Below are 24,717 nucleotides of genomic sequence, written 5' to 3'. Positions count from 1 at the left end.
TCAGATCCAGAATGCGGCTTTGCGCAGGTGGACCAGCGTCAGCACGCTCGCAAAGACCAGGAGCGCCAGCGCGACGAGGACGTAGACGATGCTGACCGGATCGACAGCGCCGCCCGCCAGCGGCTCGCGCCACACCGCGAACAGATGCGTCAGCGGATTGAGCCGCATCACCGTCGAGCGGTGGTTGATCATGTCCGACGACCAGATCACGGGCGAAGCGAGAAAGGCGAGCATCAGGGTGGATTCGATGATCGGCTTGAGGTCGCGATAGCGCGTCGCCATGGCGCCGAGAACGAGGCTCAGGGCGAAGGTGCAGGCCACGAACAGCAGCAGACCGGGCAGTGCCGCCAGCGCGTGAGAGAGGTCGTGGGGCGAGAGGAGGAGCCACAGCACCAGCGGAACACAGGCGTTGTGGAGTGCGAACAGCGCCTGGCGGAAGGTGCATTGCAGGAGGAAGATGACGGGCGGCAGCGCGCGGTCGCGGATCAGGCTCGCGGAGTTCTGGAGCGCCGTAGTCGCATCGAGTACCACGCCGTTAAGGAAGGTCCAGGCCGTCATCGACAGCGCCAGCATCGGCAGGCGTGTCATCATGTTGCCATTCGACATCTGGCCGATCACCGAGCCGAGCACGGCGACCACGATCGCCATCTGCAGTGACATCCAAAACGGGCCGAGCAGCGAGCGGACGTAGCGGTGCCGCATGTCGGACCAGGCCAGCGCCGCCGCGATCCGGACCGTGTCCAGCCAGCCGGTCGCTTGCGGCGGCTCGGAGATTGCCGATCGCTCCTCGCTCGGGGCGGCGACAGCGTCGCGGTAGACGGTCTCCATGCCCTGCTTGAAGGCCGTGGCCGAATAGCGGGTGAGGGCGCGCGTGCGCGCCGCAAGTCCCATGCTGCGGCGGCGCTCGGGGTCGCGGATCAGGGTGTCGATCGCCTCACCCAGTTTCTCGGCATCGCCGGGCGGAACGGTGATCGCCTCCATGCCGTGGCGGGCGACGTGCGGCACCGCCGTGTCGAGCGCCGTGTTCACGACCGGCCGGCCGGCGGCCATGGCCTCGAGCTGGACAAGGCCGAAGGTCTCGGCATTGGTCACCGACGGCATCACGAAGACGTCGGCCAGGCACATCAGCTTGATGCGTTCGCAATCGTCCACCGAGCCGAGCAGGCGGACGCGGTCACCGAGGCCGAGCTCCTGGATCAGTTGCTCGAGCCGCGGCCGTTCGACACCTTCACCGATGATCCAGGTCTCGAAATTGTGCGCCGCCGCGGCGCGGATCAGCACGTCGAAGCCCTTGTAGGGCACCAGCCGGCCGCAGGCGAGCACAAGCCGGCCGCGATCATTGACATGGTGCGGCTCGATCTTCGGCCAGTCGTAACCCGTGATGTCGATGCCGAACGGCACGACATGGCATTTGTCCTCGAATTCGCGCAGCAGCGGCGTGTTGTCGACCAGCACGTGGTCCGAGACGATGATCGCCTTGGCGCGACGCAGCGTTCGCCGCATCAGGGGTTCGATGAACCAGCGCAGGCCGGCATGGGTGACGATGTCGGCGTGCCAATGCACCACCAGCGGCCGCTTGGCGCCAAATCCGAAGGCAAAGACGAGGTCGGCGAGCGGGAAGGGGGCGTGAAGCGCGAGCAGGTCGTGCTCGGCGATCTTGCGCCATAGCCGCCAGGGATAGGTGGGAGCCGCGGGCAGCGACAGCACGTTGCCGAACGAGCGGACGCGCTCGACCGGAACGTCGTTGACGACGATCTCGCGCCGCTCGGCCGATTGCGAACAGACCAGCACGGCTGAGGCGAAAGCGTCCTTCAGGCTGGCGCAGATGTCGCGGATCACCGTGAGCGTGCCGCCGAACAGGTCGGGATAGTAGATCTTGAAGATGTGCAGCACCGACGGACGGCGCGGGGACTCGCTGATGTGATGCATGGCAGCGGTCAGCCTGCGAGTAGCGCGGCAACGAACGGTGCGGCCAGCACCGAGATGAAGATGACGCCGCGCAGAAGCGCCGGCAGCATCGGTTCGATGACGCCGAGCCCCCGATCGAGGGCCGGCATAGCACGCAGCGAAATGAAGTTGCGGACCAAGCGGTCAGCCATGGGTGTGATTCCCTTTACGTCGCGCCCTCAGTGGCGTCTCGTATATGTGGGAAAATTTACCACGTCAATTGGAGAGTGGAAAAAAGTGGGATTGTGTCCCACGTGATGCATCGGTACAATTCAGACATGAATGCCAAGTCCGGGTCCAAGGCGGCTGACAAGTCGAGCGCGCCACAGCCGAATGCTGCGGGGAAGCTGCACGCTCCGCTGGCGCGGCTGCTGCGCCCGCTCGTGCGGCTGTGCATCCGCAGCGGCATGACCTTTCCGGCGCTGGCGCAATTGCTTCGCGAGCTTTTCGTCAACGTCGCCGAGCACGATTTCGCGCTGGAAGGAAAAGAGCAGACCGACAGCCGCGTCAGCCTGCTCACCGGCATTCACCGCAAGGAGGTGGCGCGGCTGCGCGGCGCCGGCACGCCCGTGCACGAGGCGCCGGCGGCCGTGTCGCTGACGAGCGCCGTGATCGCGCGCTGGCTCGCCGCGCCGGAGTTCACCGACGCGAAAGGCGAGCCGCTCGCGCTGCCGCGTACGGCCGAGGGCGATGCGCCGTCGTTCGAGCAGCTCGTCGCCTCCGTCACCAAGGACGTGCGCCCGCGTGCGGTGCTCGACGAATGGGTCGACCGCAAGATCGTCACCATCAACGAGGCTGACGAGATCGAGCTGGTCGAGGCCGCCTTCGTTCCGAGCGGCGAGGACGACAGCAAATGGCACTATCTCGGCCGCAACCTGCACGACCACATCGCGGCCGCCGCGCAGAACGTCTCAGGCGCCGCGCCGCGCTTCCTCGAACGCGCAGTGCACTACAACAACATCTCGCCGAAGCTGGCGCGGCGCCTCGAGGCGCGCTCGCGCGAACTCGCCATGGACGCGCTGAAGACCGCCAACCGCGAAGCCAACCGCGCGCTCGCCAAGGACAAGGGCGGCGACGCCCGCTGGAATTTCGGCATCTACATCTATTGCGAGGACGCCGACGAAGAGGGCGAGGCCAAGGAAAACGCTAAGGAAAGCGCCAAGGATAGCGGCAAAGAAGGCGGTTCTTCATGAGCCGGGCGCCGCTCATCTCCCGCCGTCTGCTGCTGACGGGATTCTGGCTCGCCGGCACGGCCATTGCCCACGCGCAGGTCAGGCGCGGCACCGATCAGGGCATCGGCGGCACCGGGATCACGCGAGGCGATGATCACGGCATCGGCGGCACCGGCATCGTCGGCGTGATCCAGCGCTTCGGCAGTATCTACGTCAATGGCGAGCGCATCACCTATGCGAGCGACGTTCCGGTCCGAATCGACGGCGAGGCGGCCAGCGCCAATTCGCTGCGCATCGGCCAGCTTGCGCGCGTGGTCGCGACCCGTCGGGCTGACGGCACGCTGGTCACGCGCAGCATCGCGATCGCGAGCGAGGTCTCGGGTCCGATCGAACAGGTGAAGGGCAACGAGCTGACGGTGCTCGGTCAGAAGATCGTCACCAGCGGCAAGGAGAGCAAGCTCCATGCGGGCGCGCAGGTCGCGGTCTACGGCTTGCGCCGTACCGACGGCGTGATCGTCGCAAGCCTGGTCGAGCCGCGACGCGATGCGGCTGCGCGCGTCACGGGCCTGGTCGAGCGCGGCCCTGACGGTCTGCATATCGGCGGGCTGAGGCTGAACGGTGTCGATCCCTTGCTCGTCGGCCACCGCGTCCAGATCGAAGGCAGCGCAAACCAGGGCGCGATGCAGGCCGCGCGCACCCGTATCGATGATTTTTCGGATCTCGTCGGCGCAAGCCGCCTGTCGATCGAGGCCTATGTGCAGCGGATGGGCGCAAACCTCCAGCTCGGCTCCGGGCTCGTCGCCCGTGACGGCTCGCGTTTCGGGCCCGCGGCCGGCGAAGCCCGCATGGTGGTCAACGGCTCGTTCGATCGCGCGCGCGGCCTTCAGGTCGACTCCGCACAGGCTGTCGGCCAATTCCCGAGATCGCCGCCGCAGGGGCCGGGTGGTGCCGGCAATCCCAACCGGTCGCCCGGCGGCTCTATCATGCATCCGGATCGCGGCGCCGTGACTCCGGGCGGCGGCCAGCCCGGCGCCCCCGGTGCGCCTGCGCCGGGATCGAGCCCCGGTCCGGCGCCCGGCTCTGCACCGACAGGACCGAGCGGTCCGTCGGGCCCCGGCGGTCTTGGCTCGCCCACTGGTCCCATGGGCCCCGGCGGGTCCATGGGACCTGGCGGTGGAATGGGTGGTGGCGGTTTTGGTGGTCCCGGAGGCGGGATGGGCGGTGGCCGGCGCTAAAGGAACCCAGGTGGAGCGCATGGTGCGGCGAGCCTTGCTTCATCATAGGGCGGTGCGCGGCTCGCCGTTCATTCCGAGTCCGGCCGCATCGAGTTTCACCGCGTCGTCGCCCGTCGCCGCGGAATGGTCGGCCGCAAGCAGAATGTAGAACGCCGGCACCACGAACAGGGTGAACAACGTTCCAATCGAAAGTCCCGAGGCGATGACCAGCCCCATGTTGAAGCGTGAGGCTGCGCCCGCACCGGTAGCGGTGATCAATGGCATCACGCCGATCACCATGGCCGCTGTCGTCATCAGGATCGGGCGCAGCCGGATCGCGGTTGCTTCGATGACCGCATCGCGCTTGGAGCGGCCGGCATGCTGCAGCTCGTTGGCGAACTCGACGATGAGAATGCCGTGCTTGCTGATCAGCCCCATCAGAGTCACGAGGCCGACCTCGGTGTAGATATTGAGGCTCGCGCCCTTGATTCCCAGCATGATGAAGATCAGCGCGCCCGCGATCGACATCGGTACCGAGACCAGGATGATCAGGGGATCACGGAAACTCTCGAACTGCGCCGACAGCGCCAGGAAGATGACGATCAGGGCAAACCCGAAGGTGGCGGCGAATCCGGATGATTCCTGGATGAACTGCCGTGACTGACCGCCATAGTCGATGGTGTAGCCCTTGGGCAGGGTCCGGTCCGCGATCTCCTTCAGCGTCGCGAGCGCTTCGCCGGTGATCACACCGGGCATGGCCACGCCGGAAATGGTGGCGGCATTGACCTGCTGGAAATGGTTCAACGATTGCGGAACGGTGGTCGTCTTCAGCGACGCCACCGTCGACAGCGGAACAGACGTGCCGTCCGAGGTCTTGATGTAGTAGTTCAGCACCTGATCGGCGTTCAGTCGCTGGCGCTGCTCGACCTGGGGAATGACCTTGTAGGAGCGGCCGTCCAGGCCGAAATAGTTGACATACCCGCCGCCCAGCATGTTGCCGAGCGCACCACCGACGTCACTGAGCTTCAGCCCGAGCTGAGCGGTCTTTTCGCGATCGATCAGCACCGTGGTTTGCGGCTGGTCCACCTTCAGGTCGTTGTCGAGGAAGATGAACTTGCCGCTCTTCAGGGCCTCGGCGGTGAACGCTTTCGCGACGCCATCGAGCCGGTCGAACGGGTCCGTGGTCTGGATCACGAACTGGATCGGAAGGCCGCTCGCTCCGGGCAGCGGCGGCAGCTGGAACGCCACGATCTTGGCGCCGGCAACCCCCGCCATCTCCTGCTGAAGCACCGGCTGCAGTTCCGCCGCAGTCTTGTCGCGTTTGTCCCAGGGTTTCAGGACCCATCCCGCGATCGAGCTGCCGGTGAGATCGAGCTGAAACACGCCCGCCGTTTCAGCATAGGCGGAAATGCGCCGGTAGACCTCGGCGGAATACAGCAGCTTCTGCTGAAGTGTTGCGTTCGGTGCCAGCGTCGACTGCATCAGGATCGCGCCCTGGTCCTCCTCCGGCGCCAGCTCGTTCTTGGAGTTGGAATAGAGCCAGTAGATACTGCTCAAGATCAAGGCGGCGAACACGACCGTGACCGGAATCGTCGCCAGGCTGCCTTCGAGCAACCGTCGGTATCGGTGTTGCAACGCCTCCATCCGTGCATCGATGAACCCGACGATGCGGTCGTCGAGCGTCGGTTTGCCGGTATTCGGCGGCTTGAGGATGAAGGCGCAGCACATCGGCGTCAGCGTCAACGCGACGACGGCCGACACTGCAACGGCGCCGGCAAGGGTAAAGGCGAACTCCGTGAACAGCGCTCCGGTCAAGCCGCCCTGGAAGCCGATCGGCACGTAGACCGCGATCAGCACGACGGTCATGGCCACGATAGGACCCGCAAGCTCGCGCGCGGCCATGATCGCCGCCTGCAACGGCTTCGTACCCTCGGCCAGATGCCGGTTGACGTTCTCGACGACGATGATGGCGTCGTCGACCACGAGGCCGATCGCGAGCACCAGCGCCAGCAGCGTCAGGAGGTTGATCGAGAAGCCTAGCGCCAGCAGCATCGTGAAGGTGCCGACCAGCGACAGCGGTATGGCGATCACCGGAATCAGCACCGAACGCCACGATCCGAGAAACAGGAAGACGACCACGGTGACGATCAGAAGCGCTTCGAGCAGGGTATGGATCACCTCGTCGATCGAGCTGTTCACGAAATCGGTGGAGTCGTAGATGATCTCGGAGTTCAGCCCCTCCGGCTGCTGCGCCTTGATGTCGGGATAGACGGCACGGACGCCTTTGATGACGTCGAGAAGGTTGGCGTTTGGCGCCACCTGGATGCCGATATAGACCGCGCGCTTGCCGTTGAAGCCGACCGACGAGTCGTAATCCTCGGAGCCCAGCGTAACGTTCGCCACGTCGGACAGCTTGACGTTGGAAGCGCCGGCCTGCTTGACGACGAGGTCGCGAAACTCCTGCAACGACTTCAGGTTGGTCGCGGCCGTCAAATTGACCTGCACCATCTGGCCCTTGGTGGTGCCGAGCCCGGCGATGTAGTCGTTGCTGGACAGCGCGGTCGATACGTCGGATGCGGTCAGCCCGTAGGCGGCAAGCTTGATCGGATCGAGCCAGGCGCGCAGCGCGAAGGTCTTGTTGCCGAGCAGCTCCGCGGTCTGCACGCCGGATACGGCCTGCAGCTTGGGCTGCACCACGCGGATCAGGTAGTCGGTGATCTGGTTCGGCGCCAGCACGTCGCTGCTGAAGCCGAGATACATGGCGTCGATGGTCTGGCCGACCTTGACCGTCAGCACCGGCTGCTGGACGCCGCTCGGCAGCTGATTGAGCACCGAGTTCACCTTGGTGTTGATCTCGGTCAGCGCCTTGCCGGAGTCGAAATTCAGCCGCAGGTTGACGGTGATGGTGGAGGTGCTGGGCTGGCTGGTCGACGTCATGTAGTCGATGCCATTGGCCTGGGCGATGGCGTTTTCCAGCGGCGTGGTGATGAACCCGGCAACGACCGCCGGATCGGCGCCGTAGTACGTCGTCGTCACGGTGACGATCGCGTTCTGGGTTCGCGGATATTGCAGGATCGGCAGCGAGGTCATCGACTTCAGACCCAGCACCAGGATCATCAGGCTGACGACGATCGCAAGCACCGGCCGGCGAATGAAGATGTCGGTAAAGGACACGTTCTCGTTCCTCACTGATCGGCAGGTGCCGGATTGGGATCGTTCGCCAGGGGAATGGAGTTGTCGACTTTCAGCAGGGTGCCGTTGCGCAGCTTGACCTGGCCCGCGGTGACGACGGTTGCGCCCTGATCGAGACCCGAGATCACCGCCACCTGATCGCCACGGGTGGCGCCGGTCTTGATGAAGGTCTGGCGGGCTATCAAACCCTGCTTGTCCGGTGCGTCGCTCTTGACGGCGAGGAATACCGACTCTCCATAGGTGTTGTAGACGATGGCGGTCTGCGGCAGCGTGAGATAGCTCGTGGGGTGTCCGACACGGACATCGATCCGCGCGAACATGCCGGGCAGGAGCTTGCGATCCGTATTGTCGAAAATCGCGCGGACCTGAACGTTGCGGCTGGCCTGATCGACCTTGGAATTGAACGCCTGCACCACGCCCTTGAAGCTGCGGTCCGGAAAGGCGTCGATGCGAGCGGTGACCTCCTGTCCGACTTTGACCTGGTCGAGTGCCTGTTGCGGCAGCGTGAAGTCGACAAAGAGCCGGTCGAGCGCCTGTAGCGTGACGATGGTGGTGCCCGCGGTCAGATACTGGCCAACATCGACCTGACGCACGCCGAGACGCCCGGCAAAAGGTGCCTTCAGCGTCTTTTGGTCCATGAGCGCCTGCTGCTGGGCGACCAGCGCCAGCGCGTTGCGCTCGTTCACGACATCGCTGTCGACCGTCGCCTGGCTGACCGCATTGATCTTCAGCTGACCCTGGTCGCGCCGCAATGTGATGGCGTAGCCGTCGGCGGTGGCCTGCAACGACTGCAGCTTGGCGACGTCGTCCTGCTTGCGCAGGTCGAGCAACACGTCACCGGCGCCGACATCCTTGCCGGATTCGAAATGAATGCCGTCCACGATGCCAGACTGTTGCAGCGACAGATCGGCGCCGTTCACCGCGCGAAACGTGCCGATGGCGGTCAATGCGGATTGCCAGTCGCTGAGCTGCGCGGCGGTCGTCGACACCGTCTGCGGGGGATCGGCGAGCGCGGCCATGGCCTGTTTGATCATGCCGGCGCGGAAGCTGACGAACCAGGCGAGGGCGGCGAACACCGCACCGACGACACACAACATGATAATCATGCGCTTCAACATGGCTTCGGGCTTTCGCATCAGTTGGCGGGCGGGGTCGGCTGAGCCGGCAGGGCCCCCGCGGGGGTGAATATCGCGGCAACGCCCGCGGGCTTTACTTCGGAGGCGGGGGACTCATCGACGCGATTCCACCAGCCGCCGCCGAGTGCCTGGTACAGCGAGACGGTGTCGGCATAGCGCGAGGCCTGCGCCTTCACGCGGTTGATGCGCGCGGTCAGCAGCGTCTGTTCGGCGTTGATGACGGAGATGAACGTGGTGGAGCCGGCCTTGAACTGGGCCTGCGACATCTTCAGGCTCTCCGCGGCGGTCTTCTCCGCCTCGATCTGGGCCTTCAGCAGATCAGCATCCGACTGGATGGCGCGGAGCGCGTCGGCGACATTCTGGAACGCGGTGATCACGGTCGAGCGATATTGCGCGCCTTTCTGCTCCAGTGCGGCGACCTTGGACTCCTTGGTGTGGAACAGCGAGCCGGCATCGAAGATCGGGCCGGTGACACTTGCCGCCACGCTCCAGGCCGCCGATTGCGGGCCGTAGAGTCCCGACAGCGCCAGCGCAGAGCTGCCGCCCGAAGCTGACAGCGTCACGTTCGGCAGCATGTTGGCCGTGGCAACACCGACATTCGCGCTGGCCTGATGCATCTGGCTTTCGGCAGCTCGGATGTCCGGACGCTGCCGCACCAGCAGCGACGGTACGCTGACCGGCAGATCGCGCGGCAGGCGCAGGTTTGCCAGCGGCACGGCCTCGCCTCGGTCCTGGCTCGGCAGTCTGCCGAGATACGCCATCAGCTGGTTGCGATTTTGCGCGCGCGACTTTTGCAGCGGCGGCAGCGTCGCAAGCGTCTGCGCCAGCTGGGCCTTCTGAGTCAGGACATCGCTGTTGGCGACGGCGCCGAGGGCAAACTGCTGTTCGAGCAACGCGACCAGCTGACGCTGACCGTCGATCTGTTCCTGGGTCACGCGAATCTGCGCCGCGTAGGACGCATCGCTGATCGCGGTCGTCACGACGTTTGCCGTCAATGAGAGATAGGTCGCCTCGAGCTGGAAGCGCTCATAGTCCGCATTGGCGAGATCCGCCTCGATCCCGCGCGCTTTGCCACCGAAGATGTCCGGCGTGAACGAAACCGGGACCGAGGTCTTGTAGAGGGTGTACAGCGATGACGGTCCGGTCTGCCCGGACTGTGCCAGCGGCACCTGGCTGCGCGTCGCACTGCCTTCCCCGGTGATCGACGGCATCAGGGCGCTGGTGTCTGCCGCCGCAACTTCGCGAGCCTGGCGCAGCGCCGCTTGCGCCGCGGCAAGGTCCGGATGGTTGTCGATTGCTTCCCGGACGAAGGCTTCGATCTGCCGTGAGCGAAACACCTGCCACCAGACCGCCGGCACGTCCGCGCCGTTCACGATCCGCTGTGCCGTTCCGCCAGGCCCGTCTGCGCCCTTGGTCGCGGAGAATCCGCCCGCAGTGTAGCCGCTGACCGGCGGGGCGTCCGGCGCCTCGAAATTCGGGCCGACGGCACAGCCGGCGAGGGCGATCGCGGCTTGGGCTAACGGTATTATGGCGCCTCTACGGAGGAATGTTCTGAACGGCATCCAAGGCTCATATCGAAACTGAACCGTTCAGTACTTGACCGAGCAAGCAGGTGTTGTCAATGGGACTGAACTGTTTAGTTTCGTTGTGTACCGTAAAGAAGTTTTGCTACCTGTGTCGTGCTCAGGGCGTCTCTTTAGTTCTTTCAAGCTGTTGAGACGCAGCCATTGTGCGCGTTGACGCCTACGACACCGATTCGCGAGCCGACGGAGAGTCACCCTTGATCGAAACGATCGCCCATCCTGTTCACGAGAAGGAGAGCGCACCAGCGGGCCGCAAGATGGACATCGTCATCCGAGCGGCGTGGCAGCTTTTTCTCGAGCAGGGCTTTTCCGCAACCAGTATGGACGCCATCGCGAAAGCCGCCGGCGTGTCGAAGGCCACGCTCTACGCGTATTTCCCGAGCAAGGAGGCTTTGTTCGCCTCGCTGATCGTGGCGGAGTGCGAGAGCCTGCAACGCGATTTGCAGGTGCCCAAACTGTCCGCCGGACTGTCTGAGGCGCTGCGGGATTTCGCCAGGCAATACCTCCACACCTTCATCCATCGAAAGGACGTTGCCTTCGTCCGCATCATCGCCAACGAGAGCGGTCGGTTTCCCGTGCTCGCCCGGCTCTTCTATGAAAGCGGACCCGAGGCGACGATTCGGCGGCTCGCTCAATTCCTCGAAGAAGCCAGGGCTGCGAAGGTCTTGGAGTTTGACGATCCGATGGAAGCCGCCAAACAATTCCTGAGCCTGGTCCGCGGCGAACTACCGCTGCTGATTGTACTGGGCCTCAGCGATCTCACGGAGGAGGCGATCGAGCAGGAGATCGAAGCAGGACTCAAATTCTTCCTGAAGGCGTGTCAGCCTCGCGCCTGAAGCGCTCACGAATGTTCAATGAGGGCAGGGGCGCGTTCTAGCCCGCGCTGAGACGCACGCCCGCGCGCAGGAACTTCTGCGGATCGACCGCTTCGCCGTCGATGCGGGTTTCGTAGTGCAGATGCGGACCGGTGGAACGGCCGGTCGAGCCGACGAGACCGACGACCTGGCCGATCTTCACGATCTCGCCGACCCTGACGTTGATCTCGGAGAGATGGCCGTAGCGGGTCGCAAGTCCGTTGCCGTGATCGACCTCGATCATGCGGCCATAGCCCCCGGACCAGCCGGCCGAGACCACCTTGCCGTTGGCGGTGACGCGTACCGGATCGCCCGTGGCGGCACGGAAGTCGAGGCCGGTATGCATTGCAGGCCGCCCCAGGAACGGATCGCTGCGCACGCCGAATCCGGAGGTGAACTCGACCTCGCCGATGACGGGCTTGCGATAGGGCACCAGCGCCAGCGTGCGATTGAGGCGATCCATCTCGGCGCGGGTGACGTTGATGCGATTGAGCTGCTTCTCGAACGGCCCGGCATTGGCCGTCAGCTTGACGGGCACGAACGGCCCGCCCATCGCGGTCCGCGGCACGGCGGCTTCGAGACTGGCGAGGTTCAGGCCGAGATCGCTGACCACGCCGCGCATCCGGCGCATGCGCGAATCCATGCCGTCCTCGACGGCGCTGAGCGCCGCCATCTGACGACGCTCGACCTGATCGAGCGAGGTGGTGAGGCGGACCAGGACATTGTCGAAACCCTGGTTCTTGGCGAACTGATTGGCCTGTGGGGCCATGACCGCCGGCGCGCGCGACTCGAGCCGCGCTTCGCGATCCGGCGGCGCCACGAAGATCACGGTGTCGCTGATCGGCGACGGCTTTGGCGTGCCCTGCGTCGTGCTCTGGCCGGCGTCGCCACGCTGCGGGGTCGAACGGGGAATCGAGCCTGTCACGTCAGGCATGGCCCCGAGCGCCGTGGCCCGGGACTCCAGCGCCGTCTGGCGCTTCATGATCTGGTCGAGCTTCTGGTCGAACTGTTCCTGGTCGAGCAGCTGCCGGCTGGTGGTGCGATCGACCTTGGCGCGCAGCTCGGCGATGCGGTCCTCATAGGCGTACTGCATCTCGGCCTGGCGGGCGATCAGCCGGGTCAGAACATCGTCGCGAAAGGCAAAGTAGGTGGCAGTCGCGGCCGACCAGAGTCCGAGCAGCACGACCGTGCCGACCACGATCCAGAACACCACGGGCCCGAAGCGCACCTGCTTGCCGGCATGGACGATGGTGTAGGCGTCGTCGGTCGCGGGCAGGGGAATCGCAATTGCCGCTGCTGCGGCGGCCGGACGGCGATGGAGGGCCCGTCCGTGGTCGTGAGGATGATGTTGGGGGTACTGCGAGTATTGGGCAGAACTTTTCGACATCGGCACTCCCGCGCCGGTCGGATGAGTCCGTACGGCCTAATTGCCGCAGCAATCTGGGCCGGTCATGGTTAATTTTCCGGAAATGGGAACAGCCGTATTTAAAGGTCTGGTTAAAGACTTGTTGCCGCCTCCAGCACCTGGTCGGCATGGCCGTCGACCCGGACGTTTCGCCAGATCCTGGCCACCTTGCCGTCGCTTCCGACCAGCACCGTGGTGCGAAGAATCCCGAGGAAGCTCTTGCCATACATGGATTTTTCGCCCCAGGCGCCATACGCCTCCAGCATCTCGTGCTTCTCGTCCGAGATCAGCGGAATGCCGAGGCTGTGCTTGTCGCGGAATTTCTCCTGGGCCTTTAACGAATCCGCGGAAATACCGATCACGGCCGTCCCGGCCGCGGTGAAGGCGTCGGCCAGGCGCGTGAAGTCGATGGCCTCCCTGGTGCAGCCGGGCGTATCGGCGCGGGGGTAGAAGAACAGGACGAGCTTCCGGCCGGCATAATCCGACAGCGTGACCGCGCCGCCGCCGTCGCGGGGCAGGCGGAAGGCTGGGGCCTTCTGCCCCTCGGTCAGGACCTGCTTGGCCGCGGACGCAGGGGCCGATCTGGAGGAATTTAACTGTTTCGATGCGGCGCCATGCGATGCTGCTTTTGCTATGCTCCCGGTTGATTTGCTCGCCGGTGTCCGCTGTGTTTTCGCGGACTTTGTTTGAGTCGCTGCCCGGGTTTTCGAGGCCTTCTTTTTTGCCGCTGTCGTGCCGGAGGGCGTTTTGGACGATTTCTTTTGGGATTTCTTGGACATACGCCTTCCTTTCGACGCTTTCGGCGGGTCAACCAAAGCGGTATTGCAGCTCTCGTCCGGTGTACCGGACTCGCGCCCTCGGCTGGGCAAGTCTGACGACGCCGGAGTATGGTTACAAGGAATTCCACGCACCACCCCACTGCTCGTTGAACGCGCTCCCGGGGCGAAATGACGAACAGCAGGAATATTCGAGGTATGGCGGCAACGCCGGCGCAGGGGCGTTCGCTCCCGGTCGACGGCTGCGGTCCCGGCGGCGCTCAATCCCACGATGGGCGCCTGTATCGAGAGGCAATGGCAAGGAATAAGTCGCCCCAGGATTACAATCGGGATTTCGATCGGCGCGGCGGTCATTCGGAGCCGCAGGAATGGGACGATGCCGACTGGGACCCGGATCAGGAAGCGGCGGCGGGCTATCGTGCGCGCCGGCTGTTGTCGCGTTCCAATTCGGGCTTCCATCGCTTCGGTGACGGGTTTGGGACGGTGCGCCGCTGGCTGGCGGCCGATCGCTGGCTGAAGCGGCTGGCTATCGTCGTCGGCGCCTTGGCCGTCATCTTCGTCGGCTGTTTCGGCGCGCTGTGGTGGCGGCTCGGGACCGGTCCGATCAATCTCGACATCGCAACGCCCTGGCTTGCAGCGGCGATCGAGGACAACATCGGCCACGGCAATACTGTGGAGGTCGGCGGCACGCAGATCGAGCGGGCCGGGCGGATCCGTATCGCCGTGCGCATCCGCGACATCGTCGTTCGCGACCACGACCACGCCATCGTCGCCACCGCGCCGAAGGCCGAGGTCAAGCTGTCGGGTGCGGGTCTGCTGATGGGGCACCTGCGCGCCGAAAGCCTCAATCTCGTCGACGCCGAGCTTGCGATCCGCATCGCGCCCGACGGGACCGTCACGGTGTCGGCCGGTGATACCGCAAAACCGCTGGCAACCGGCGTGGCCTCCAAGAAGGACGCCGGCCTGCCGCCGACATTCCCGCGCAACGGAGTCCCGCCGCCGCCGTTCGCGACCGCGCCTGCAAGCCCCGATGCATCCCAGGCGGCGCCTCAGGCGACTGCGCAGAGCGGCATTCTCCAGGGCCTCGACTGGCTCGACAGCCTGAGCATGACCGGCCTCGACGGCCAGAACCTCAACGAGATCGGTCTGAAGAACGGCAATCTGATCGTCGACGATCAGCAGCGCGGCAGCAAATGGACGTTCGAGAACATCACGCTCAGCCTGCGCCGGCCGAGCCGCGGCGGCGTCGCGCTCAGCCTCGGCGAGGAGGGCGCGCGCCCATGGTCGCTGCGTGCCACGATCGGTCCCGCCGAGAACGGCGTGCGCTCGGTCGACATCCGCGCCGACAAGGTTTCCACCGCCAACATCCTGCTGGCGCTACGGGTCAAGGATCTCACCTATACCGCGGACCTGCCGCTGACCGGCGAGCTCAAGGGCGAGCTCGGCCGCGACGGCGTGCCGACCTTCTTCCGCGGCAAGATCACGGTCGGCGCAGGCAACATCATCGACACCGACACGCCCGATTATCCGATGGCGATCGATTCGGCCGAGATCAATGTCGAGTGGGACTCCAATCGGCGCGTGCTGGTCGCACCGTTCAAGATTCTCTCGGGTGCGAACCGCCTGACGCTGCTGGCGCATCTGGAGCCGCCCAACGGCAGCATCAACGACTGGCAGCTCGGCTTCAGCGGCGGCTCGATCCTGCTGGGCGGCATCGACAACGAGCCGCCGCTCGTCTTCAACCGCATTGCGATCGGTCTTCGCTTCGATACCGACCACAAGCGCCTCCTGCTGACGCAGGCCGACATCAGCAATGGCGAGATCGGCGTCGCCGGCACCGGCGCTATCGACTATTCCGGCGAGCCGCGGCTCACGCTGGGCTTTGCGGGAACGCCGATGTCGGCTTCCGCGCTCAAGCGGATGTGGCCGACGCTCGTCGTTCCGGAATTGCGCGAATGGGTGATCGAGCGGATCGAACGCGGCACGCTCCAGCGCATCGAGATTGGCGTCAATTCGCCGACCAGGAACCTCCCACGGAAGGGTCCGCCCATTCCCGACGACGGCCTCTCGGTCAACATCGTGGCGAGCGGCGTCGCGGTCCGTCCGGTGGACGGCATGCCTGTCGTGCACGATGCCGATTTGAAGGCGCGCGTGACCGGGCGCACCGCCACCGTGAGCATCGGGCAGGGCATTGCCGACACGCCCGCCGGCCGCAAGGTCACGATCTCCGACTTCGTCTTCGAGGTGCCGGACATGGCACCCAAACCCTCGCCCTCGCGCACCAGGTTTCGCGTCGACGGACCCGTGCCTGCGGCGGCCGAAATGCTCGCCAATGACCGGCTGAGCGATCTGTCGGCGACCGTCGTCGATCCCAACACCAGCAAGGGAACGTTCTCGGCGAACATCCAGCTCGGCTTGCCGGTCAAGGGCGAGCTGACCAAGGCCGACACCACCTACGCCGTCACCGCCGATCTCAACGGCTTTGCCGCCGACAAGCTGGTGATGAACCAGAAGCTGGAGGCCAACAATCTGAAGATCGTCGCGAGCAACCAGGGCTACCAGGTCAAGGGCGACGTCAAGATCAACGGGCAGGCGGCCTCGCTCGACTATCGCAAGCAGGCCGAGGGCGATGCCGACGTCCGCCTGCAGGCGACGCTGGACGATGCGAGCCGCGCGCGTCTCGGCTTCGATCTCAGCCCGGCCGTCAGTGGCTCGTTGCCGATCAAGCTCTCGGGCAAGATCGCGGGCGGCGCGGACCAGACCACCAAGCTCGGCGTCGAGGCCGACCTGACCTCGGTCAAGCTCGACAACATCCTGCCTGGCTGGGTCAAGCTGCCGGGCAAGTCGGGCAAGGCCAGCTTCAAGGTGGTGCCGACCGCGCAATCGACGCGCTTCGAGGACATCGTCATCGAAGGCGGTGGCGCCTCGATCAAGGGCTCGCTCGAGGTGGACCCGAACGGCGACCTCATGAACGCGAACTTCCCGATCTACGCGCCATCCGACGGCGACAAGGCGTCGTTGAAGGTCGAGCGCAGCCAGGACGGCGTGGTGCGCGGCACGATGCGCGGCGACGTGTTCGACGGTCGCGGTTTCCTGAAGTCGGCGATCTCAGGCAATTCCAAGGACGATGCCAAGAGCAAGATGAAGAACGTCGATTTCGACATCGACGTGAAGCTCGGCGCCGTCGCCGGATTCAACGGCGAGGCCATGCGCAGCGTCGATGCCAAGATGTCGCGGCGCAGCGGCGCCGTCAAAGCCTTCACGCTGAGCGGCAAGATCGGCCGCGATACGCCGGTGGCGGCCGATCTGCGCGGCGGCCGTGCCCAGGGTGCCCGCGAGGTGATCTATCTCCAGACCAACGATGCCGGCGCGTTGCTGCGCTTCACCGATACCACCAACAAGGTCTTCGGCGGCCAGATGGTGGTGGCGATGGAGCCGCCGACGTCAGAGCCTACGACCAGGGAAGGCCTGATCAATGTACGCGACTTCACGGTCAAGGGAATGGATCAGCTCGATCGCGTGGCGGCGGGCGGTCCCAATGGCGCGCAGAGCGGCGTGTCCTTCACCGCGCTGCGAGCGGAGTTCACCCGGCAGAACGGCGCGCTCACGATCCGCGACGGCGTCGTCAAGGGACCGATGATCGGCGGCACCATCGAAGGCTCGATCGACTATCCCGGCAACCAGGTCTGCATGAGCGGCACCTTCGTGCCGATGTACGGCGTCAACAACATCTTCGGCCAGATCCCGTTGTTCGGCATCTTCCTCGGCGGCGGCAACAACGAGGGCTTGATAGGCGTGACCTATGAGGTCGTCGGCACGCCGGCCGCGCCCGTGATGCGCGTCAATCCAATCTCGGCGATGGCGCCCGGCCTGTTCCGCAAGATCTTCGAATTCAACACCGGCAAGCAGAACACGCCGTTCGACGAGCAGTTGCCGTCGGCACAATCCGGCGACAGCCCGACGGGGTCAGCAAGGCCGCTGTCGAGCGGTTGCAGCCTCGCGCGGCGCTAGCGACAAGCTTGAATAGCTCGTTATGCCCGGGACAAGCCCGGCCATGACGAATGCGGAGGTTTAGGCGTCCGGAAACTTACGCCGCGCGCACGCCTGCCAGGAAGGTGCCGACTTCGCCCGAGAGCTGCTCGGCCTGCTTGGAGAGGCTGCTGGCTGCCGCGAGCACCATGCCGGCGGCGTTGCCGGTTTCGTTCGCCGCGGTGCTGACGCCGCCGATATTGGTGGTGACCTCCTTGGTCGCCTCCGCGGTCTGCGAGACGCTGCGCGCGATCTCGGCGGTGGCGGCGCCTTGCTCCTCGATGGCCGCGCCGATCGAGGTGGCGATCCGGCTGACTTCCTCGATGGTGGCGGTGATGCCGCCGATGGCATCCACGGCTTCCTTGGTCGCGCCCTGGATCTGGGCGATCTTGTCGCCGATCTCGCGGGTGGCTTCGGCGGTCTGGCTTGCGAGCGACTTCACCTCGGAGGCGACGACGGCAAAGCCGCGGCCGGCTTCACCGGCGCGCGCGGCCTCGATGGTGGCGTTGAGCGCGAGCAGATTGGTCTGCGCCGCGATGTTGGAGATCAGCTCGGCGACATGCTCGATCTGCTGGGCGCCGTCCGAGAGTGCGCGGACGATGGTGTCGGTGCGGCGGGCGTTGTCCACGGCGCGGCCGGTGACCTCGGCCGATTGCGCGACCTGGCGGCTGATCTCGGTGATCGAGGACGAAAGCTCTTCCGCCGCCGAGGCCACGGTCTGGACGCGCTGGCTGGCTTCATTGGCGGCCGAGCCGACCAATGCGGCGCGGCGGTTGGTGCCTTCGGCGGTGGACGACATCGACTTTGCGGTGGTCTCGAGTTCACCGGAGCCCGAGGCCATCAGGCCGACGAGCTGGCCGACGGAGGCATCGAAGCGGTCGGCGAGCGCGATCAGGCCGTCGCGCTTCTCCTGCTCGCTGCGGGTCTTGTTGGCGATCTGCTCGGCCTCGAGGTTGCGCGCCGTGAGTGCGGTCTGCCGGAGCACTTCGAGCGTCTCGGCCATGCGGCCGATCTCGTCGCCGCGGCCGGTCTCCTCGACCGGCTTATCGATGGCGCCCTCGGAAATCTCCTGCATGCGGTTCTTCTGGCGGTCGAGCGCGCCGAGCACGTCGCGGGCGATCAGCCAGGACAGTGCGGCCATCAGCAGCATCAGGCCGACGCCGATGACGGCTAGCTCCAGCGTCAAGGCACGCACGTCGGCGTCGATGTCGTCGACATAGAGGCCGTAGGCAATCGCGACGTTCCAGGGTGCAAACTGGCGAGCGAACACCAGTTTGCGGACTGGAACGGTTTCGCCGGGACGCGGGAACAGATAGGACAGGATACTGCCTTCCGGTGCCTGCTTGCCCGCGGCCACCGTGGCGTCGCCGATGACGATGCCATTGGCATCCTTGATGCCGTTGTTCTTGCCCTCGAGCTGAGGCGCGCCGCCATTCATCATGACAGTGGAATCGGCGGTGTAGACCACGGGATAACCTTGGCCGCCGTTGAACTTCATCTGTCGGCCGCGCAGCTTGAACTGGGCCTGCGCCTCGGCGAGCGTCATCTTGCCGGCGGCGACCTCGTCCTGGAGCGATTGCGCGAAGCCGTGAAGCAGATCGACCGCCGTCTGCATCTGGCGCGCGCGATCTTCGAGCATGCGGGTCTTGCTGAGATAGGCTGACGCGACGATGAGGGCGGTCACGGTGAGCGCCGCAAGACAGACCATGCTGGCCAGCTTGGTGCGGATCTTCAGGTGACTGAGCAGCGTCATGACGGCCTCGCGAACGGTTGTATGTTGCTTGTTCTCGCGCAGCCGTATCAGGAAGTGCTTACCATTCCTGAACGCAGGGCATGGCGTGTTCAGACGCGGCGAAATTCGCGCAGCCATGGACACGCATATGCAGGCAGGATGCCGACGCCTGCGGCGTCATGTCCAAAAAATTCGATCGGGATCGTGTTCGCGCGATCATGCAGGCTCGGGCCGGGCATCGATTCGTCGATGCATCGTCGCGGTCAGGCCAACGCAGACGTCGCGCCGCTTACGCCGCGCGCACGCCTGCCAGGAAGGTGCCGACTTCGCCCGAGAGCTGCTCGGCCTGCTTGGAGAGGCTGCTGGCCGCCGCGAGCACCATGCCGGCGGCGTTGCCGGTCTCGTTGGCCGCGGTGCTGACGCCGCCGATATTGGTGGTGACCTCCTTGGTCGCCTCCGCGGTCTGCGAGACGCTGCGCGCGATCTCGGCGGTGGCGGCGCCTTGCTCCTCGATGGCCGCGCCGATCGATGTGGCGATCCGGCTGACTTCCTCGATGGTGGCGGTGATGCCGCCGATGGCGTCCACGGCCTCCTTGGTCGCGCCCTGGATCTGGGCGATCTTGTCGCCGATCTCGCGGGTGGCCTCGGCGGTCTGGCTTGCCAGCGACTTCACCTCGGAGGCGACGACGGCAAAGCCGCGGCCGGCTTCACCGGCGCGCGCGGCCTCGATGGTGGCGTTGAGCGCGAGCAGATTGGTCTGCGCCGCGATGCTGGAGATCAGCTCGGCGACATGCTCGATCTGTTGAGCGCCGTCCGAGAGTGCGCGGACGATGGTGTCGGTGCGGCGGGCGTTGTCCACGGCGCGGCCGGTGACCTCGGCCGATTGCGCGACCTGGCGGCTGATCTCGGTGATCGAGGAGGAGAGCTCCTCGGCGGCGGCCGCGACGGTCTGGACGCGCTGGCTGGCTTCGGTGGCGGCCGAGCCGACCAATGCGGCGCGGCGGTTGGTGCCTTCGGCGGTGGACGACATCGACTTTGCGGTGGTCTCGAGCTCGCCGGAGCCGGAGGCCATCAGGCCGACGAGCTGGCCGACGGAGGCATCGAAGCGGTCGGCGAGCGCGATCAGGGCGTCGCGCTTCTCCTGCTCGCTGCGGGTCTTGGCGGCGACCTGCTCGGCCTCGAGGTTGCGCGCCGTGAGCGCGGTCTGCCGGAGCACTTCGAGCGTCTCGGCCATGCGGCCGATCTCGTCGCCGCGGCCGGTCTCCTCGACCGGCTTGTCGATGGCGCCTTCGGAAATCTCCTGCATGCGGTTCTTCTGGCGGTCGAGCGCGCCGAGCACGTCGCGGGCGATCAGCCAGGACAGCGTCGCCATCAGCAGCATCAGGCCGACGCCGATGACGGCTAGCTCCAGCGTCAAGGCACGCACGTCGGCGTCGATGTCGTCGACATAGAGGCCGTAGCTGAGGGTCACGTTCCAGGGCGCGAATTTGCGCGCGTACACGGTCTTGCGGACCGGCTCGGTCTGGCCGGGGCGGGGATAGAGATAGGAGGTCACGCCGCCCGGCGCGGCCTGGTCGGCAGCCTTGAGGATGGCGTCGGCGATCAGCACGCCATTGGAGTCCTTGGCGCCCGTGATCTTGCCTTCGAGCTGCTGATTGGCGCCGTTCACCATCAGGGACGTGTCCTGATTGTAGACCACCGGATAGCCCTGGCCGCTATTGAAGCTCATGCGACGGCCGCGCTGGTGGAACAGGGCCTTGGCCTCGGCCTGCGTCAGCTTGCCGGCGGTCACCTCGTCCTGGAGCGATTGCGCGTAGTTGTAGAGGAGCTCCACCGCGGTCCGCATCTGCTGGACGCGGTCCTCCATCATGCGGCTCTTGCTGAGAACGGTCGATACCCCGATGATGGCCGTGACAGTGAGCGCCGCGAGGCAGACCATGCTGGCCAGCTTGGTGCGGATCTTCAGATGACTCAGCAGCTTCATCGCAGCCTCTACGGAATGGTTATTATTGCTCGCATCGGTAGCATGAAGTTCTTACCAATCATGAATGGAGGCATGCGGCGGCCTGCCGCGCGGAACGGCATTCGCAGGCTTGTGCGCAACCGTGCAGGCAAACCGCCACGCGCCGGGAGGCACCGGTTCATGCGCTGGAAAAAATCGATCTCGGACTTTGGTGGCTACAGAGCCTGGCAGGACCTGCAATGAATCGATTCGTTCATCGCATCATCATGTCCGTGCTGCTCGTCGCGGCCCTCGTTCTCATCTGGAACGTGCTGGGAGCGCGCTAGGACGGCACCGGCAGATCTGCGGGTGCCGTCCTGCTTGCGGATTGATCCGCGGGCGCGTCAGCGCCGGGCGTAGGCCTCGCCGGATGCGTCGCTCTCCTTGCCCATGACGGCATCGACGCTGATCGAGCCGCCGCCGGCTGCCGAGAGATAGAGGCAGGCGAAGCAGAACAGGATCGCGGCGGTACCGCCATTGAGCAGCGGCAGGAACACCGGCGAGCCGGTCTTGAGCATGTGGCCCATGAAGTAGGCGAAGGCCATTTCGCCCGACAGGATGAACGCCGTGATCCGCGTGAACAGGCCGAGCATCAGGGCCGCGCCGAGCACCAGTTCAAGCGTGCCGGCCGCGTAGATCAGCGGCGGAATGTCGGCGAAGTAGGGAAGCGCCGGAAACTTGAACAGTTTTGCGATGCCGTACTGGAACAACAGCAGTCCGGTGATGAAACGAAACAGGCTCAGCAGAGCCGGTTGATAGCGAGAGAGATAGTTGAAGTTCATGATTTGCGCCCTTCCATCCAATTCCCAAGCGACTTGAATCGCATTCGGTTCCACCCTGCAAGCCGTACGCGCCTAATCCACGCTGACTTTTTCGTCATGTTGGACAAAACACCGCAGACCGGCAATTGAGCCCGGCGAGTTCGGATTATTCGCGGGTGGCCATGTCGCGCGAGCCCGTAATTTCCCGGTGGCGCGGAGGGGTGCAGGTTACCTCGGACATACCTACCGCCGCAAGGCGGGGACAACCAGGAATGGAATCATCCCGAGCACCACGCTCGCAAGTGCGAAGGCGAGCAACGCGTTGTAGCCGTGGGTCGCGTCGTGGATCAGGCCACCGCTCCAGGAGCCGAACGCCGAGCCCAGCCCGCTGCCGATCGAAATGGTGCCGTAGATCGTGCCGACCCGCTTGCCCTGAAAGATCCGCATCGCGGTCGCGCTGATCAGCGGGCCGCGCGAGCCCATCATGCTGCCGAAGCAGACGACGAATCCGCTGAGCACCAGGATGTTGGGGACGTATTGCAGCAGCCAGAGCAGGGCGATGCCGAGGATCGAGATCGCGTAGCTCAACAGCACGGAAGGCCTGCGCCCGATCAGGCCGTCGAGCGCGGAGACCCCCAACATGCCGAACACAAGCACGACGCCGGAGAAACCCCAGGCCGTCGCGGCCTGGAGCGGCGGGAAGCCTGCGTCGATCAGATAGGCCACGATCTGCGCGGCGATCGCGTACATGCCGACGGCGGTGAAGAAGAAGGTCGAGAACAGCGCCCAGAAGGCGTGATGGCGCATCGCGCCGAGAAGCGTCCAGCCGTTGTCGATGAAGTCAGGATCGGTCCTCTTCACCACATGCGGCGAGCCCGTGGCGAACAGCCGCCACGGCAGCAGCAGCAGCGGCACCAGCAGGCCCAATGCTGCAAAGCCGAACAGCTGGTAGGTGCCGCGCCAGCCGATGTGATCGATCAGCAGCTGCGAGGCCGGCAGCAGCGCCAGCACGCCGCCGCCCATGGCCGAATACACCACCGACATCGCGGTCGGCAGGCGCGACCCGAACCAGCGGCCGAGCAGGATCGAGTTCGGCACGATGCCGATGAAGGCGACGCCGATGCCGACGCAGAGGCCGATCGAGAGCTGGAACTGCCACAGGTGCTGTGCGTGCGCCGCAATCAGGAATGCCGCGCCGAGCAGCGATAGTCCGAGCGCATAGACGATGCGCGGCCCGGAATGGTCGAACAGCCGTCCGACGAAGGGAGCGGTGAGACCGCTCGCGAGCCATGTGAGCGAATAGACCGAGACGATCTGTGCGCGGTCCCAGCCAAAGCTTTCCGAGATCGGCTTCAGGAATACCGTAAAACTGTCGCCGAGCCCACGGCCCAGCACGGCCAGCGTGAAGCAGAGTGCGAGCACGGTGAGTGCGACGCGCACGGCGCCTCCCGGCGTCGCCGCGACGCCATCCTTGCGCGATTCCCTGGGCGTCTTCTGATCCATTGCCGATCAGGGAGCGCGCTTCGGCGCGCCCTGACAAGCAGCGAAAAGCTCATACGCCTATGCAGGCTTGATGAGGATATGCTTCTTCTTGCCGAACGACAGCTTGATCACGCCCTCAGGCGTCAGATCGGCCGCCGAGAGCGCCATCTTCTCGTCGGTGACGGGCTCGTCGTTGACGCGCAGGCCGCCGCCCTTGATCTGGCGCCGCGCCTCACCGTTGGACGTAACGAGGCCCGCCTTGACGAAGGCGTTGAGCACGCCGAAGCCGGCGTCGAGCTCGCCGCGCGGAATTTCCACCGTTGGCAGACTTTCGGCGAGCGCGCCTTCCTCGAAGGTGCGGCGCGCGGTTTCAGCCGCCTCATTCGCTGCGTCACGGCCGTGCAAGAGCGCGGTCGCCTCGGTGGCGAGCACCTTCTTGGCCTCGTTGATCTCCGAGCCGCCGAGCGCCTCGAGCTTGCCGATCTCGCTCATCGGCAGCGTCGTGAACAGCTTCAGGAATTTGCCGACGTCGGCGTCCTCGGTGTTGCGCCAGTACTGCCAGAAGTCGTACGGCGAGAACTGGTCGGCGTTGAGCCACACCGCGCCTTGCGCGGTCTTGCCCATCTTGGCGCCGGAGGCCGTCGTCAGCAGCGGCGTCGTCAGCGCGAACAACTGGTGCGTGCCCATGCGGCGGCCGAGGTCGACGCCCATGATGATGTTGCCCCACTGGTCCGAGCCGCCCATCTGCAATTTGCAGCCGGTGCGCTTGGCGAGCTCGACGAAGTCGTAGGCCTGGCAGACCATGTAGTTGAACTCGATGAAGCTCATCTCCTGCTCGCGCTCGAGGCGCAGCCGGACGGAGTCCATGGTCAGCATGCGGTTGACCGAAAAGTGCCGGCCGACGTCGCGCAGCATCTCGATCCAGTTCAGCTTGGTCAGCCACTCCGCATTGTCGAGCATGACGGCGTCGCTCTTGCCGTCGCCGTAACGCAGCACCTTTGCGAACACGCCGCGGATCGATTCCTTGTTGGCCTCGATCTCGGCGACGGTGCGCATCGCACGCGTCTCGTCCTTGCCGGAGGGATCGCCGACCATGGTGGTGCCGCCGCCCATCAGGGTGATCGGCTTGTTGCCGGACTGCTGGAGCCAGTGCAGCATCATCATGGTCAGGTAGTTGCCGATATGCAGCGAGCGGGCGGTGCAATCGTAGCCGACATAGGCGGTGGCCTCGCCCTTGGCGGCGAGCGCGTCCAGCCCCTCGAAATCGGAGCATTGATGGATGAATCCACGTTCCTGCAGGATATTGAGGAAATCCGATTTAAATGCAGTCATCTGTCGGCGTGCCTGACAATTCTTGGTTTACTGTTTCGGGAGCAATTTAACGGTCTTCCGTGGGAACTCGATTGCTGCCCGCCACTCGGCGCTGTGGCAT

The 24,717-nt window shown here is 65.3% G+C and carries 17 protein-coding genes; 5 read left to right on the top strand and 12 right to left on the bottom strand.

The window, feature by feature from the left end; all coding sequences use genetic code 11:
* Both EI171_RS26185 and EI171_RS44935 read right to left on the bottom strand, forming a co-directional pair.
* On the bottom strand, window positions 1-1,929 hold the full coding sequence (locus tag EI171_RS26185; RefSeq protein WP_161535058.1) for a glycosyltransferase: 1,929 nt from the start codon (window positions 1,927-1,929) through the stop codon (window positions 1-3).
* Between the two features lie 8 nt (window positions 1,930-1,937).
* Window positions 1,938-2,099: a hypothetical protein gene (locus EI171_RS44935; RefSeq protein ID WP_202633017.1), complete on the bottom strand. Its 162-nt coding sequence runs from the start codon at window positions 2,097-2,099 to the stop codon at window positions 1,938-1,940.
* Between the two features lie 126 nt (window positions 2,100-2,225).
* Here EI171_RS44935 and EI171_RS26180 point away from each other — a divergent pair, with 126 nt between their 5' ends.
* The gene (locus EI171_RS26180) at window positions 2,226-3,140 is read left to right on the top strand and encodes a DUF6502 family protein (RefSeq protein ID WP_161535057.1); all 915 of its coding nucleotides are present in this window, start codon (window positions 2,226-2,228) and stop codon (window positions 3,138-3,140) included.
* Complete coding sequence (locus EI171_RS26175) at window positions 3,137-4,354, top strand: DUF5666 domain-containing protein (RefSeq protein ID WP_060911843.1); 1,218 nt, start codon at window positions 3,137-3,139, stop codon at window positions 4,352-4,354. The genes EI171_RS26180 and EI171_RS26175 overlap by 4 nt, the downstream gene beginning before the upstream one ends.
* 42 nt (window positions 4,355-4,396) lie before the next feature.
* Here the strand turns inward: EI171_RS26175 and EI171_RS26170 are convergent, their stop codons facing one another.
* From EI171_RS26170 to EI171_RS26160, 3 genes are read right to left on the bottom strand one after another with little or no spacing between them, the layout of a single operon-like run.
* Complete coding sequence (locus EI171_RS26170; RefSeq protein WP_161535056.1) at window positions 4,397-7,507, bottom strand: efflux RND transporter permease subunit; 3,111 nt, start codon at window positions 7,505-7,507, stop codon at window positions 4,397-4,399.
* Window positions 7,508-7,518: 11 nt separating this feature from the next.
* The gene (locus EI171_RS26165; RefSeq protein WP_028171251.1) at window positions 7,519-8,643 is read right to left on the bottom strand and encodes an efflux RND transporter periplasmic adaptor subunit; all 1,125 of its coding nucleotides are present in this window, start codon (window positions 8,641-8,643) and stop codon (window positions 7,519-7,521) included.
* Between the two features lie 17 nt (window positions 8,644-8,660).
* Window positions 8,661-10,223, bottom strand: coding sequence for an efflux transporter outer membrane subunit (locus tag EI171_RS26160; protein ID WP_011087094.1), 1,563 nt, complete (start codon window positions 10,221-10,223; stop codon window positions 8,661-8,663).
* 218 nt (window positions 10,224-10,441) lie between these two features.
* Here EI171_RS26160 and EI171_RS26155 point away from each other — a divergent pair, with 218 nt between their 5' ends.
* The gene (locus EI171_RS26155) at window positions 10,442-11,080 is read left to right on the top strand and encodes a TetR/AcrR family transcriptional regulator (RefSeq protein WP_060913074.1); all 639 of its coding nucleotides are present in this window, start codon (window positions 10,442-10,444) and stop codon (window positions 11,078-11,080) included.
* 37 nt (window positions 11,081-11,117) lie between these two features.
* Here the strand turns inward: EI171_RS26155 and EI171_RS26150 are convergent, their stop codons facing one another.
* Both EI171_RS26150 and EI171_RS26145 read right to left on the bottom strand, forming a co-directional pair.
* The gene (locus tag EI171_RS26150; protein WP_202633016.1) at window positions 11,118-12,485 is read right to left on the bottom strand and encodes a M23 family metallopeptidase; all 1,368 of its coding nucleotides are present in this window, start codon (window positions 12,483-12,485) and stop codon (window positions 11,118-11,120) included.
* Window positions 12,486-12,595: 110 nt separating this feature from the next.
* The gene (locus EI171_RS26145) at window positions 12,596-13,282 is read right to left on the bottom strand and encodes a peroxiredoxin (RefSeq protein ID WP_161537079.1); all 687 of its coding nucleotides are present in this window, start codon (window positions 13,280-13,282) and stop codon (window positions 12,596-12,598) included.
* Between the two features lie 195 nt (window positions 13,283-13,477).
* Here EI171_RS26145 and EI171_RS26140 point away from each other — a divergent pair, with 195 nt between their 5' ends.
* A complete protein-coding gene (locus tag EI171_RS26140) occupies window positions 13,478-17,290 on the top strand; it encodes a DUF3971 domain-containing protein (RefSeq protein WP_161535054.1) in 3,813 nt (1,270 codons plus the stop codon).
* A gap of 76 nt (window positions 17,291-17,366) precedes the next feature.
* Here the strand turns inward: EI171_RS26140 and EI171_RS26135 are convergent, their stop codons facing one another.
* Together EI171_RS26135 and EI171_RS26130 are read right to left on the bottom strand one after the other, a co-directional pair.
* Window positions 17,367-19,061: a methyl-accepting chemotaxis protein gene (locus EI171_RS26135; protein WP_161535053.1), complete on the bottom strand. Its 1,695-nt coding sequence runs from the start codon at window positions 19,059-19,061 to the stop codon at window positions 17,367-17,369.
* Window positions 19,062-19,329: 268 nt separating this feature from the next.
* On the bottom strand, window positions 19,330-21,024 hold the full coding sequence (locus EI171_RS26130; RefSeq protein ID WP_161535052.1) for a methyl-accepting chemotaxis protein: 1,695 nt from the start codon (window positions 21,022-21,024) through the stop codon (window positions 19,330-19,332).
* Between EI171_RS26130 and EI171_RS26125 the strand changes: the two genes are divergently transcribed.
* Window positions 21,007-21,246 carry a hypothetical protein gene (locus EI171_RS26125; protein ID WP_161535051.1) on the top strand — a complete coding sequence of 80 codons (240 nt, stop codon included), beginning with the start codon at window positions 21,007-21,009 and terminating at the stop codon, window positions 21,244-21,246. The two genes, EI171_RS26130 and EI171_RS26125, sit on opposite strands and share 18 nt — an antisense overlap.
* A 140-nt stretch (window positions 21,247-21,386) precedes the next feature.
* Here the strand turns inward: EI171_RS26125 and EI171_RS26120 are convergent, their stop codons facing one another.
* The 3 genes from EI171_RS26120 to tyrS form a co-directional block, all read right to left on the bottom strand.
* Window positions 21,387-21,824, bottom strand: coding sequence for a DoxX family protein (locus tag EI171_RS26120; protein WP_038967103.1), 438 nt, complete (start codon window positions 21,822-21,824; stop codon window positions 21,387-21,389).
* A gap of 222 nt (window positions 21,825-22,046) precedes the next feature.
* Window positions 22,047-23,306, bottom strand: a complete 1,260-nt coding sequence (locus tag EI171_RS26115; protein ID WP_161535050.1) for an MFS transporter — start codon at window positions 23,304-23,306, stop codon at window positions 22,047-22,049.
* A 57-nt stretch (window positions 23,307-23,363) separates the two neighbouring features.
* Window positions 23,364-24,617, bottom strand: coding sequence for a tyrosine--tRNA ligase (tyrS, locus tag EI171_RS26110; protein ID WP_161535049.1), 1,254 nt, complete (start codon window positions 24,615-24,617; stop codon window positions 23,364-23,366).
* Between the last annotated feature and the right edge of the window lie 100 nt (window positions 24,618-24,717).

The sequence above is a fragment of the Bradyrhizobium sp. LCT2 genome (assembly GCF_009931255.1).
GTDB lineage: Bacteria > Pseudomonadota > Alphaproteobacteria > Rhizobiales > Xanthobacteraceae > Bradyrhizobium > Bradyrhizobium diazoefficiens.
This window is presented reverse-complemented; position numbering and strand designations above follow the sequence as displayed.

What these genes read in the sequence shown, in the direction of transcription:
- EI171_RS26165 (WP_028171251.1), bottom strand. Translation starts at nt 8,643, where the DNA reads ATGTTGAAGCGCATGATTATCATGTTGTGTGTCGTCGGTGCGGTGTTC.
- EI171_RS26180 (WP_161535057.1), top strand. Translation starts at nt 2,226, where the DNA reads ATGAATGCCAAGTCCGGGTCCAAGGCGGCTGACAAGTCGAGCGCGCCA.
- EI171_RS26135 (WP_161535053.1), bottom strand. Translation starts at nt 19,061, where the DNA reads ATGACGCTGCTCAGTCACCTGAAGATCCGCACCAAGCTGGCCAGCATG.
- EI171_RS26150 (WP_202633016.1), bottom strand. Translation starts at nt 12,485, where the DNA reads ATGTCGAAAAGTTCTGCCCAATACTCGCAGTACCCCCAACATCATCCT.
- EI171_RS26120 (WP_038967103.1), bottom strand. Translation starts at nt 21,824, where the DNA reads ATGAACTTCAACTATCTCTCTCGCTATCAACCGGCTCTGCTGAGCCTG.
- EI171_RS26160 (WP_011087094.1), bottom strand. Translation starts at nt 10,223, where the DNA reads ATGCCGTTCAGAACATTCCTCCGTAGAGGCGCCATAATACCGTTAGCC.
- EI171_RS26185 (WP_161535058.1), bottom strand. Translation starts at nt 1,929, where the DNA reads ATGCATCACATCAGCGAGTCCCCGCGCCGTCCGTCGGTGCTGCACATC.
- EI171_RS26145 (WP_161537079.1), bottom strand. Translation starts at nt 13,282, where the DNA reads ATGTCCAAGAAATCCCAAAAGAAATCGTCCAAAACGCCCTCCGGCACG.
- EI171_RS26115 (WP_161535050.1), bottom strand. Translation starts at nt 23,306, where the DNA reads ATGGATCAGAAGACGCCCAGGGAATCGCGCAAGGATGGCGTCGCGGCG.
- tyrS (WP_161535049.1), bottom strand. Translation starts at nt 24,617, where the DNA reads ATGACTGCATTTAAATCGGATTTCCTCAATATCCTGCAGGAACGTGGA.
- EI171_RS26140 (WP_161535054.1), top strand. Translation starts at nt 13,478, where the DNA reads ATGGCGGCAACGCCGGCGCAGGGGCGTTCGCTCCCGGTCGACGGCTGC.
- EI171_RS26175 (WP_060911843.1), top strand. Translation starts at nt 3,137, where the DNA reads ATGAGCCGGGCGCCGCTCATCTCCCGCCGTCTGCTGCTGACGGGATTC.
- EI171_RS26125 (WP_161535051.1), top strand. Translation starts at nt 21,007, where the DNA reads ATGACTCAGCAGCTTCATCGCAGCCTCTACGGAATGGTTATTATTGCT.
- EI171_RS44935 (WP_202633017.1), bottom strand. Translation starts at nt 2,099, where the DNA reads ATGGCTGACCGCTTGGTCCGCAACTTCATTTCGCTGCGTGCTATGCCG.
- EI171_RS26130 (WP_161535052.1), bottom strand. Translation starts at nt 21,024, where the DNA reads ATGAAGCTGCTGAGTCATCTGAAGATCCGCACCAAGCTGGCCAGCATG.